Origin of the sequence: Streptomyces sp. NRRL S-378 (assembly GCF_000720645.1) — a bacterium.
Lineage (GTDB): Bacteria > Actinomycetota > Actinomycetes > Streptomycetales > Streptomycetaceae > Streptomyces.
This window is the reverse complement of sequence record NZ_JOBX01000046.1, coordinates 43,729-54,653: the sequence shown is the minus strand read 5'-3', so window position 1 is coordinate 54,653 and position 10,925 is coordinate 43,729. Positions and strand designations below refer to the sequence as shown.

Here is a 10,925-nt window from a genome sequence, read left to right as displayed (position 1 = left end):
CGCCCGCACCGCGGAACACACGCCCGCGCCGCCGCCCCTCCGTACGGCTGAGTGCAGCCAGTGCAGCCAGTACAGCCCCCGCCCCGGAAGCCGGACCATCCACCGCAGACGACCAGAAACCCCGCCCCCCTTGACCGAAAACGACAAACACCCCCCACGGGATGGCCGGGATGCCCGCCCTCCGGGCGCCGGCCGCCCCGAGGGCGGCCTCCGACCTCCGCGGAAACCCCGTCCCGCACCCCGTCCCGCGTTCCGGCGAGCTCCTCCAGTCGCCCCAGCCGCCCAGCCGCTCCCGCGTCCGCGTCCGCCCGTCCAGCGGCACGTACGACACCAGCCGCACCGCCGTTCTCCGGCCCGAGCCACCCGTGGTGGGCTCCACGCGCAGCAGGCCCACGCGCGCGTTGCGCAGGTACTGCGCCGTCGAGCTCAGCCCCACCCCGCCCGGGCAAGGTCGCCGCGGGACCCGCCCGGGGGCCGCCGTGCCGGGGACCGCCGTCCCGGTCGAGGGGCGCCGGTACGGGCGCCCGCACCGGCCGGGCGCCCGTCACCGCTCGGCGACCCGGGGGACCGCCCGCTCTCGGTGAGAGCGGTGTCCGTGCGTCCCCCGCCGCCGGGCCGGCCCGGCGGCGGGGGAGGGGCGGTGGCCGGTGCGACACTGGCGCGGTGACCGGTACCGATCGGCAGATGGACCGGCGGCTGGAGCGCGCCATCCTCGAACTCCTGGACCGCCGGGCCCCCACCGCGACGATCTGTCCCTCCGACGCCGCGCGCGCCGTGTACGAAGGGGACGACGACGGCTGGCGCGCCCTCATGGAACCGGCCCGCCGTGCGGCCCGGCGGCTGGTCGCCGCCGGCGAGGTGGAGGTCGTCCAGGGCGGCCGCCCCGTCGACCCGGAGCAGGCCCGCGGTCCGGTCCGTATTCGCCGCACCCCATGAGGACACAGCCCAAACCGCACATCTCCTTTGATTTCGGTGCAATACGGACATGCAGCCCAGTCTCTCGAAGGGGTACACGCGGTGACGCTCGGTGAGATCCGGGCGCCCCGGGGGTGAGCCGCCCCATAGGACTCACGTCACACACGAACCGGGATAGTAGACCCCCACGGTCCGCCGCGCCCCCCTCCCGTCCCGCTCCCACCTGCGCGAATCCCGCCCCGCCCCCCACCAGGCCGTGGGGCCCCGACTGCGAAGCCCCCTAGTAATGGCGGTCGTTGCCAGGGCGGTGGGGCGTCGGTAGAACTGGATGAGTCGCCGGGCGGCACGGGTTCCTCACCCACCGCCGACGAACCCCTCTCCACCGCGTGAGTGGCTCACGCATGCCCCAGGCATGCCGCGACCGCCCCAGTCCCCTGTGGAAGGAACCTCCGTGTCCAACGCCGTCATCCGCCGCATCGCCGCCTCCAAGAAGGCCCTCGCAGGTACCGTCGTCGCCCTCGGCGTCGCCGGCTCCATGCTCGCCACGGTTCCCGCCCAGGCGGCCCCGATGAGCGCCAAGGCGATCGCCCAGCAGATGATCAAGGACCCGGCGCAGTTCGCGGCCTTCAACAACATCGTTTCCCGCGAGAGCGGCTGGAACCACACCGCCACCAACGCCTCCTCCGGCGCGTACGGCCTGGTCCAGGCCCTGCCGGCCTCGAAGATGGCCTCCGCGGGCGCGGACTGGAAGACCAACCCGGCCACCCAGATCAAGTGGGGCCTGGACTACATGAACGAGCGCTACGGCAGCCCCGTCGGCGCCTGGAACTTCTGGCAGACCCACCACTGGTACTGAGCCACCAGCGGGCAGCCGACGCACACCACGAAGACGCCCCGGCCGGGACCTCCCGGCCGGGGCGTCTTCGCATACCCGGGGCCGCGTACGCGCGGACCGGCAGGAGCGCGCAGCGGGTGGTTCTCCCCGCCGCCGCCCCCCGCGCCCCCTGCGCCCCGGTCCCCGCACCGAGCCGTGACCGCACCCGCTCCCGGAGGGCGGTCCGGCCGTTGTCACCCCGGGGCCGGGCCGTCGCCGAACGTCCCGGGCAGCGCCTCCGCGGCCGGCCGCCGCTCCAGCCGGCCGGCGACCGCCGACGGCCCTGCCCCCCAGTACGCCGCTTCGCCGAGGAGCGCCGCGACCGCGCGGACCGTCCGGAGGCCCTGCCGCGGACGCCGCCGAGGAGGGTGCGTTCCCCGCCCCGCGCCGGCCCCCCCCCGCCATCGCCTCGGCCGCCCGCCCGCGCCGGCGGCGGTCACACCCGGGTGCCCGTCTCCGCCGGCGCGGGGACCGGACCCCCCGACATCGCGCGGGCCATCCACCCCGAGGCGCGCACGGACTGCGCGACGAAGGCGCGGCGGCCCACCCCGCAGGCCCGCAGGGCCGGGCCGTGGTCCACCGCGACCAGGGCGGCGGCGCCCGCCAGCAGCCCGCGCCACCCGGCCGTCACCGCCCCGCGGACGGGCCGGGGCAGCCCGGTCAGGCCCTCCCGCAGCCGCAGGCAGTGGAAGGGGACGTGCCGCTCCTCGTCCGCGAGGATCCGGCCCGCGACCTCGCGGGCCAGCGGATCGGCGGCGCCGTCGCGCAGGGCCCGGTAGTACCCCAGGGCCACCACCTCGGCGATCATCAGCACCAGCAGTTCCATCCGCAGCCCGAGCAGCCGCCGTACCCGGACGAAGGCCGCGTCGCTCCAGTGCCCGTCGAGAGTGCCGGCCCCGCCGGCCTCCAGCAGCAGCTTCAGCATCCGCGCATGGTTCTGCTCCTCGGCGATGAAGAGCCGCACCGCCTCGGAGTAGACCGGATCGCCCGCGAGATCGGCCTTGCCGCACAGCGCGGAGCCGTCACCGTCCTCGCCGACCTGGAACTTCTGGATGCTGCGGACGATCTCCGCCGGCAACTGCGCGCCCCTGCCCCAGTCGGGGTCGCCCAACGCTGCCCGGCGCTCCCGCTCGGCCTCGAACTCCCGCACCCATGAACCGTACCCAGTTTTGATCATGTTCAAGAATTTAGCCAATGTTGATCGTGTTCAAAAGCGTGGGGACGTCATGGCCGCGTAACAGAACGCCCCGAGCCCCCGGGTCCCCGGGCGCGCCAGATCCAGCCGTTGCGCGCCGCGCAGAGGGCGCTACGCCGCCTCCGGCCACCTCACCACCCGCCACCTCACCACCCGCCTCGGCGCCCGCGAACTCAGCGCCCTGCGCACGAACGTGACTTCACGACACCACCGCCGCCCACGGCCGGGCGGAGCAGGGCAGGCCCTTCGTCCGCGCGGTACCGGCCGGCGGTCGCCGGAAAGCCGGTGAAACTGACCGAGGGCAGTTCCCCGTCCATGACTACGGGCGCACCTGACGGCGCGCCCCCGCGACCGGCAGCCTGCCGCCCCGCGACGACCCCAGCCGCCCCCCGCCGACCCGCCCCGTGAGGAACAGCCCGAGCATGCACCAGCACCCCTCCGCGCACTCCGCCCCGGCCCCGGTCGTCCCCCTCCCGCAGCCCCACGACACCCGGCACCGGGCGCTCCTGCTGGCCTCGCCGCTCACCAGCCCGCCCCGATCGCGGTCCCGGAGCCAGCGGGGCGCGGTCATACGGATCACGCACACCTACGAGTACCGCGTCACCGACGAGGACGCGCTCCTGCACGCCGCCGCCGACCGCGGATGGCAGCCGCTGCCGGCGTCCGAACGCGGCGAGGACGACCCGCGCGACCTGATCGGGGCCATGACGGCCCTCACCGCGCAACCCGACGTCGCCGGAACCCGGACCCTGGAACACCGGAGCACCGCAGAACTCCACACCCTCACCCCCGTCCCCGCAGTCGCACCTGGCCCCGTACCCGCAGTCGCACCCGGTCCCGTACCCGGTCCCGGTGACGCGGCCGGACCGGCCCACCACGGTGCCGCACGTCCGCCGGACCGGCGGACCGGACCCGCCCCCGCCGCCGTCCGCACGCCGGACTTCGCGGCCCTCTTCGCCCCCCGCGACCACCCGTGCACGGCCGCGGGCCGGCACCCCGGCAAACACCGGTGGCAGCTCACCCCCCGCACCGCCGACCTCCTCCACACGGCCCTGGCCGTCCTCGCCGACCAGGCCTACGACGACGCGCAGTACCTCGCGGACCACCTCCTGCCCGGCGCCGGCCCCGCGTCGCTGGAGGTCTTCGACCGGCTGCCCCCGCTCACGTGGACCGCCGACCACCGCTGGCGGCGGCGGATGGCGCGCGCCTTCGACGACCTGGCCGGCGACCTCGCGGACGGGCACTGGCCCGAACCGACCTGCACCGCCGAGGAGATGGCCCTCCACCTCGCCGTCCAGGACGTTCCCGCCCACCTGGACGACCTCTGCGAGGACGACGACCACCACACCCTCCCGCAGCACCAGGACGACTACGACCTCTCCCACCCGCTGTTCCGCAACGAAGACGTCCTCATGCTCTTCCACACCGACCCCACGGGCCCGGCCGGCCTCGGCCGGGCCGCCTGGTTCACCCCCTTCGACCCCAGCAGAGGCAGAAACCCCCGACGGGGCTTCCGCCGCTAGAGCACCCCGTCCCGCACCCCGTCCCGCACCCCGTCCCGCAGCCCGCCGGGCACGCCCTGGCGGGCTGCCGCCGGGCCGGTGCCCAGACGCAGGACCGGGCGGCCGGCCACACCCGGCCGAGGCCCGCGCCGGCGGTGAAGGCCAGGACGGAGACGGCGGGGGCCGCGAACCCGCAGAGACATGGCCACCGGCCCGGACACCGACGTCACCGCTCCCGGGGAAAACAACTGCGCCACACGCCCGGGAGGCCGGGGGAGCGGCGCTCCCGGCCCCTGCCGGACGGCATCACTGCGCGCGGCGGAGCTCGTCGAGCTGCTCCGCGAAGGCCTTGGTCGCCGCGATCAGCCGGGCGTGCGCCTTCTGCTGCTGCTCGTCCCCCTGGGACTTGAACGCCGCACTGAAGTGGGGCCGGAGCTGGGTCCACCAGCCGTAGTCCAGCATCGCCCACGCCTGCGGGCACAGCGGGGCGCGGGTCCGGGGGAGGTAACCGCCGTCGACGAGGGGCTTCTTGTACTTCGCCGGGTCGCTGCCCTCCAGGTAGCACAGGAAGTTGAAGACCCGCTGCTGGGTGACGGGGTGGTCGCTCGCCAGGCCCTCCAGGGTCAGCCGGCCTTCCTTGCGGGCGATCTCGTCGAAGAGGATCGCGGCGGCCAGCGAGGGGCCCGGCCCGACCTCGTTGACGGTGTAGAAGGACGCGTAGCCATCGGCCGCGTCCTCTTCGAGGCCGAGGTTGGCCAGCAGGAGCTGGCGCTGCAGGGCGTGGCCCATCTCGTGGCCGAAGATGAACTCCGTCGACAGCACCGTCAGGTCGTCGGTGTTGTACTCCGACGCCGGGAACGGCGCGGGCCGTTCGACGGTCTTCACCACATCGGCGAGGGCCTTCTCGATCTGCGCCAGGAACGAGGGCGGGATGTAGATCGTCCTGCCGTCGGGCTGGGTGACGGCGTCGGTGACACCGGGCGGCACGTCGGCGGTGACCTTGACGACCATGTCGTGCGGGAGGGCGAGGGATCTGCTCACCCAGTCGGCCGACCGCTCCAGCACACGGGAGTTCCGGATCAGCGCCACCACCTGCCGGTCCTGCGGCTGCACGGTCCTGTCCTCGTAGACGACGGTGACCCTGCCGGAGCGCGCCGCCTGGGGACGGGCCCCGGCCCCGGCCCCCTGCCCGGTGTCGCGGGCCGTGCCGCCGCACCCGGTGGCGGCGACGGAGGCGAGGACCAGCACCCCTGACAGGACGGCACGGATCCTCTTCGAGCAACCGGTGGTGTTCGGCATCCTGGTCGGCTCCCGTCGCGTGTCCCCGCACCGATCCTGCGGCCGTCCGCGGACGGGTGCCCCTCGAGCCACCCGTTCGGGCGACCACACCCATGTGCGTCCGCCTCCCCGCGGCGCATCGCAGTGCCGCCACCGACCGCGGCGGACCGCAGCACCTCCCGCCCCCGCGGCGCATCGCAGTGCCCCGGCCCCCGCCCGCCGGGGCAACAGCCCCGCCCGCGGCGGACCGCCCACCGCGGCCCCCGCCCCCGCGGCCCCGTCCGCCGCTGGCGCCGGCCCGGTCCGAAGGGCTTCACCCCAGGGGGCTCCCGCGGCCACCGCGCTGCCGCCGGCCCCGGCGAAGACCTGCGCCGTTCGGCCCATCAAGGCCACCCGCCACCACGCCGAAGAACACCAGGCGGAGCCGTCAAGCCGTCCCCCCCCGCCCCGCCGGCCACGGCGGGTCCCGCACCCGGCCGCCGAGGCCCGGCAGGAGAATCCCGCATGCGCCTCGTCCCGCACCTGACCGCCGTCACCGCCGCCGCAGCCGCGCTCCTGCTCGTCACGGCCACCGGCGCGACCCCCGCGGCGGCAGACCGCAACCCCGCCCCCGACGGCGCACCCCTGACCCAGGTCTCCCACGGCGACCCGTACGCGCACTGCACCGTCGGCGCGAGGTCCCCCGACAGCGTCGTCCACCCGGGCACCGAGGTGGAGCCGTACCTGTCCGTCGACCCGCGCGACCCCCGGCGCGTGGTCACCGTCTACCAGCAGGACCGCTGGAACGACGGCGCCGCCCGCGGCCTGGTGGCCTCCTGGACCACGGACGGCCGCACCTTCCACCGCAGCACGCTGCCGTTCAGCCTGTGCGCCCCGGGCGGCGCGGACTACGAACGGGCCTCCGACCCCTGGGTGAGCACCGGACCCGACGGCACCGTCTACGCGAGCGGGGAAGGCGTCGACTTCACCCGCAGCACCCGCAGCGCCCTGCTGACCGCCACCTCCCGCGACGGCGGCCGCACCTGGCACAACGTCACCACCACGCACGTCGACGAGCAGCCGTTCTTCAACGACAAGCCCTCCCTGACCGCGGACCCGATCCGAAAGGGCACCGCCTACCAGGTCTGGAACCGCCTCGACAACGACCCGCCCGGCCCCGGCTCCCTCGACGGTCCCGGCTACATCTCCCTGACCCGCGACGGCGGCCGCACCTGGAGCACGGCACGGCCGTTCGTCGACACCGCCGCCGTGCCCAACACGCAGACCATCGGCCACGTCATCGTCGTCGACCCGCGCACCGGCACCCTGTACGACTTCTTCGACCGGATCACCTACTCCGACGACCTGAGCACCGTCACCGAAGCCCACTACGCGATGGTCACCTCCACCGACGCCGGCCGGACCTGGAGCGCCCCGACCACCGTCGCCCGGGACACCTCCGTACCGGAGGTGCACCCGAACGACCCCACCAAGCAGCTGCGCGCCGCGTCCACCCTGCCCAGCCCGGCCGTCGACCCGAGGACCGGCACGCTGTACATGGCCTACGAAGGCTCCGACTTCTCCGGCGGCGACTTCGACGCCGTCCAGCTCGTGCGCTCCACCGACGGCGGACGCACCTGGGGGACCCCCGAGCTGATCAGCCCCGAGGGCGTGCCGGCGTTCTCCCCGTCGATCGCGGTCGACGAGCGGGGCACGGTCGCGCTGACCTACTACGACCTGCGCTTCCTCGAGCCGGGCGACACCACCACCCTGCCCACCGCCTACCAGCTGGCCACGCTCCCGCACGGAGAGGCGGAGCGGCGGACCGAGCGGCGGATCTCACGGGTCTTCGACTGGCTGCAGGCGCCGTTCGCCGGGGGCTACTTCCTGGGCGACTACCAGGGCCTGGCAGCGGACGGCAGGGGAGTGAGGGCGGTGCTGACCGAGACCCACTCCGACGCACCGCGCAACCGTACGGACGTCTACACCGCCACGTTCAGCACCCGGTGAAGGCCGGCCTGCCCCCCCCCGTTCGCCGGCGAGGGCACAGAGGGAACGCCCCGTGGTGTACGTGAGCCTCGACGGCGAGGCCGGGCCGCTCGCGCTCGGGCTCCCGGAGCTGGTGCGGCTGTGTCTGGTGGCGCCGTGGTGGGAGTCCGCTCCCGGGCGGACGGCCGGGGGACTCCGGGCGCTCGCCGAGGAGTACCGGGAGGATGGCCCCGGCCTCTGCCGGCGGCGTGACCGGGCGGCCCGGGTGCTCGGTCTCGATCCGGCCGGGCTCCCGTCCGAGGCGGCGGTCCTCGCCCGGCTCGCGGAGCTGTCCCGGGGACCGGTCGCGGCGGCCTGCCCTGTCGTCGGGGACGGGGGCGAGTCCTTCCTTCCCCTGTTCGCCGCGGCCCCCGGCCGGTGGTGAGCGGTCAGGACTGCGGAGGGACCCATCCCTCCCCGCGGACACCGTCCGCCCGGGCCGCCGGCCCATCGGGCCCCGGCGCGGCGGGGGCGGGCGCGGCGGGGGCGGGCGTGGCCGCCGCGGCGGCCACGCCGTTCAGAGACCGGCGGGGGCGTTCCGCCTGACCGCGGCCAGGGCGTCCTTGACCTCCTGCACCACGCGGGCCGCGTCGTCGGGGTTGTGCACGACATCCGTGCTGTTCATGTCGACGATGAGGACCTCGCTGGCCGAGTAGTGCTTGTGCACCCAGTCGTCGTAGCCGGACCACAGCGTCCGGTAGTAGTCGATGAGGCCCTCGTCCTGCTCGAAGTCCCGGCCCCGCAGGCCGATCCGGTGCAGCACCGTCTCGAAGTCCGCCTTGAGGTAGACCATGAGATCGGGTGCCTTGCGGTACGGCAGGCCGTCGATCTCGCGCATCATCTCGCCCAGCAGCCCCTCGTACACCTGCATCTCGAGGGAGCTGATCCGGCCCAGGTCGTGGTTGACCTTGGCGAAGTACCAGTCCTCGTAGATGGACCGGTCCAGGACGTTGTCGCCCTGCTTGTACGCCTCCTTGATCGAGGCGAACCGCGTCTGCAGGAAGTACAGCTGGAGCAGGAAGGGGTAGCGCCTCGCCTGGATCTCCTCGGGGCTCGCCGTGTAGAAGAGCGGAAGGATCGGATTGTCGTCGACGCTCTCGTAGAAGACCTCGCTGCCCAGTTCCTTCGCGAGCAGTTCGGCGACGCTCGTCTTGCCGATCCCGATCATGCCTCCGACGCAGATCACTGCCATACCTCACTTCTCCCCGGCGGTCATATGTGCGTGGGCGTGCGGGCTGGGCATCTCACACCACTGAGACGCACGCCGACGGCACGCGATTCCCCGGGAGCTTCATGATCAGCGTCAGACGGTCCCCGTCCGGACCGGACCGGAACCCCCGACGCGGGCCGCTCTCATCGACCGGCCGGCCTGGCCCTTCCGCGGTCGCCGCGCACTGCGACGAGCCCCGGCCCCGCGGCCAGCTTGAATCTTAGATGACGATTCACCCGCGCCGACCAGCGCTTCGCTCCGCGACGCACCCTGCTCGCCCCGCCCCGGCCGCGGGCCGGCGGGGCTCAGGTGGACCGGGCCGCGCCCGCCCCCACCGCCGGCCTGCGCCCTGCCCCGCCGGGGACCCGCGTGGACCCGCACGGCCCCGCCGGCACCCGCCCGGCCCCGGGAACCCGCCGGGTCCGGCGGCCGGGCCCGGCCGGGTCAGAAGCGGAGCACGCCCAGATCGCACACCGTGGCCGCCGGGGCGCGGACGAGGTCGTTCCCGGCTTCGGTGCGCCAGACCAGGGCGAAGCGCAGGGTGCCCCTGTCGGGAAGGGGGATCCACCGGATGTTCGGCATCCCCCAGTACCGGGTGACGTGCCCGGGGAAGGTGTGGACGATGTCCCCCATGCCGACATGGCCGATCAGGCCGTCGGCGTTGTCCGAGGCCGCGGACTCGATGCGCTCGATCGGCCGGCCCCGCGGGGTGTGGAAGGGCAGGTAGCTGTCCTCCCAGTAGTCCGGCACGTCCAGGGCGGTGCCGTGCGGGAAGTCCGCGAGCAGCTCCAGCGGCACCGAGTCCCGTTCCGCGAGCCGGTGGCCGGCGGCCACGGCCAGGATCCGCGAGTCCGTGCACAGGGTCGGTCCGACGGTGAGGTCGCCTGCCGCCCCCACCCGTCCGCCCGACGCCCCGGTGTCACCTTGGCCGGAATCCGCGGAAGAGGGGGGCGGGCCGGTGAACAGTGCCCTGCGGCGCACGGCGGTCGTGGCGCTGGTCGAGCCGCCACTCCGGCCGGATCCACACCGCGCTCCGTGACGCGTTCGCCATCTGCGCCGCCGAACGCGACGAGGCGATGCGGATCTGCGAGGAACTGGCCCGCGACCCCGACGAGCACGTCGCCCGGGGAGCACGCGGGCTCCACGAAGGCCTGGCCCGCATCGACTGCGTCCTTCACCCCGCGCAGCGCCCAGGCCCCGGTGCTCCGGCCGCCGCCGCCCGCGCACCGCGCACCCGCCGACGCCCGAGAGCGGGGACGGCCAGCAGGGCGAAGCCGATGACCGCCGCAGTGAGATGGCCGACGGTGGTGAAGTCCGGCAGCGGACCGGACCATTCGGCACCCCCGAGGGGCCACGCCAGCACGAACGCCGCCCAGGGCAGACGGCCCCGGCGCGGCAGCGCCGGTGTGCCGGCCGCCAGCACGGTCTGCGCACCGTAACTGATCCCGAAGTCCAAGGACTCCCGCACGGCCGCCGGATACCAGCCGTACCGCAGCGCGACGACGATGACGACAGCGGTGAGCAGGGTGGCCGCGACATGCCCGCCGAGGAACACCGCCACGGCGCGCCGCTTCCCCCACCGGTACTCCGCCCGGGCCAGGAAGCAGCACACCCCGAGACCCAGGGTGATGAAGGTGCCCACGAAGCCGGGCGAGGCGACGTCCGTGAGCGTCCCGTCGAAGAACAGCGCACTGCCGGCCAGCGCGGACAGCGGATGGTCCCGCAGGTTGTCCAGGTTGGTGCTGACGTGCCCCAGCACCCCGGCCGCCCGTCCGGCGGACAGCCCGTGGCCCAGCCAGACGTGGCCCGCCAGGAGCACACAGACGTAGGCGAGGGTCAGCGGCGCACGGCGCGGGTACTCCCGCAGGGCGCGGAGCGCTCTGCCCGACAGACCCGACGGTGACGGGCGGTTCATACTGCGGCATTCTCCAGACCGGGTCGAAG

At 74.7% G+C, this 10,925-nt stretch carries 10 protein-coding genes; 5 read left to right on the top strand and 5 right to left on the bottom strand.

Annotation, left to right across the window (positions count from 1 at the left end; genetic code table 11):
- The first annotated feature begins 663 nt into the window (after nucleotides 1–663).
- Both IH80_RS0127420 and IH80_RS0127415 read left to right on the top strand, forming a co-directional pair.
- Nucleotides 664–936 carry a DUF3253 domain-containing protein gene (locus IH80_RS0127420; protein WP_030964056.1) on the top strand — a complete coding sequence of 91 codons (273 nt, stop codon included), beginning with the start codon at nucleotides 664–666 and terminating at the stop codon, nucleotides 934–936.
- A 391-nt stretch (nucleotides 937–1,327) separates the two neighbouring features.
- The gene (locus IH80_RS0127415) at nucleotides 1,328–1,771 is read left to right on the top strand and encodes a transglycosylase SLT domain-containing protein (RefSeq protein WP_051810016.1); all 444 of its coding nucleotides are present in this window, start codon (nucleotides 1,328–1,330) and stop codon (nucleotides 1,769–1,771) included.
- A gap of 454 nt (nucleotides 1,772–2,225) precedes the next feature.
- Here the strand turns inward: IH80_RS0127415 and IH80_RS0127410 are convergent, their stop codons facing one another.
- Nucleotides 2,226–2,966, bottom strand: coding sequence for a ferritin-like domain-containing protein (locus IH80_RS0127410; protein ID WP_030964054.1), 741 nt, complete (start codon nucleotides 2,964–2,966; stop codon nucleotides 2,226–2,228).
- A 440-nt stretch (nucleotides 2,967–3,406) separates the two neighbouring features.
- On the opposite strand from IH80_RS0127410, the gene IH80_RS41050 reads away from it, so the two are divergent.
- Nucleotides 3,407–4,507, top strand: coding sequence for a hypothetical protein (locus IH80_RS41050; RefSeq protein WP_051810014.1), 1,101 nt, complete (start codon nucleotides 3,407–3,409; stop codon nucleotides 4,505–4,507).
- A gap of 285 nt (nucleotides 4,508–4,792) precedes the next feature.
- Here the strand turns inward: IH80_RS41050 and IH80_RS0127390 are convergent, their stop codons facing one another.
- Nucleotides 4,793–5,785, bottom strand: a complete 993-nt coding sequence (locus IH80_RS0127390; RefSeq protein WP_078906772.1) for a DUF4344 domain-containing metallopeptidase — start codon at nucleotides 5,783–5,785, stop codon at nucleotides 4,793–4,795.
- A gap of 483 nt (nucleotides 5,786–6,268) precedes the next feature.
- Between IH80_RS0127390 and IH80_RS0127385 the strand changes: the two genes are divergently transcribed.
- Together IH80_RS0127385 and IH80_RS0127380 are read left to right on the top strand one after the other, a co-directional pair.
- The gene (locus IH80_RS0127385) at nucleotides 6,269–7,753 is read left to right on the top strand and encodes an exo-alpha-sialidase (protein ID WP_037881242.1); all 1,485 of its coding nucleotides are present in this window, start codon (nucleotides 6,269–6,271) and stop codon (nucleotides 7,751–7,753) included.
- A gap of 52 nt (nucleotides 7,754–7,805) precedes the next feature.
- Nucleotides 7,806–8,156: a hypothetical protein gene (locus tag IH80_RS0127380; RefSeq protein WP_234432398.1), complete on the top strand. Its 351-nt coding sequence runs from the start codon at nucleotides 7,806–7,808 to the stop codon at nucleotides 8,154–8,156.
- Nucleotides 8,157–8,288: 132 nt separating this feature from the next.
- On the opposite strand, the gene IH80_RS0127375 is transcribed toward IH80_RS0127380, so the two are convergent.
- From IH80_RS0127375 to IH80_RS0127365, 3 genes are all read right to left on the bottom strand, one after another.
- Entirely contained in the window at nucleotides 8,289–8,963 is a 675-nt protein-coding gene (locus tag IH80_RS0127375) for a deoxynucleoside kinase (RefSeq protein ID WP_030964046.1), read from the bottom strand.
- A 462-nt stretch (nucleotides 8,964–9,425) separates the two neighbouring features.
- A complete protein-coding gene (locus IH80_RS44920; protein WP_051810011.1) occupies nucleotides 9,426–9,878 on the bottom strand; it encodes a LysR substrate-binding domain-containing protein in 453 nt (150 codons plus the stop codon).
- 277 nt (nucleotides 9,879–10,155) lie between these two features.
- On the bottom strand, nucleotides 10,156–10,896 hold the full coding sequence (locus IH80_RS0127365) for a rhomboid-like protein (RefSeq protein ID WP_199819312.1): 741 nt from the start codon (nucleotides 10,894–10,896) through the stop codon (nucleotides 10,156–10,158).
- Nucleotides 10,897–10,925 lie beyond the last annotated feature (29 nt).

Bases quoted from the DNA above. Each gene is read 5' to 3' on its own strand.
- IH80_RS0127390 (WP_078906772.1), bottom strand. From the start codon at position 5,785: ATGCCGAACACCACCGGTTGCTCGAAGAGGATCCGTGCCGTCCTGTCA.
- IH80_RS0127375 (WP_030964046.1), bottom strand. From the start codon at position 8,963: ATGGCAGTGATCTGCGTCGGAGGCATGATCGGGATCGGCAAGACGAGC.
- IH80_RS41050 (WP_051810014.1), top strand. From the start codon at position 3,407: ATGCACCAGCACCCCTCCGCGCACTCCGCCCCGGCCCCGGTCGTCCCC.
- IH80_RS0127365 (WP_199819312.1), bottom strand. From the start codon at position 10,896: ATGAACCGCCCGTCACCGTCGGGTCTGTCGGGCAGAGCGCTCCGCGCC.
- IH80_RS0127410 (WP_030964054.1), bottom strand. From the start codon at position 2,966: ATGATCAAAACTGGGTACGGTTCATGGGTGCGGGAGTTCGAGGCCGAG.
- IH80_RS0127385 (WP_037881242.1), top strand. From the start codon at position 6,269: ATGCGCCTCGTCCCGCACCTGACCGCCGTCACCGCCGCCGCAGCCGCG.
- IH80_RS0127415 (WP_051810016.1), top strand. From the start codon at position 1,328: ATGCCGCGACCGCCCCAGTCCCCTGTGGAAGGAACCTCCGTGTCCAAC.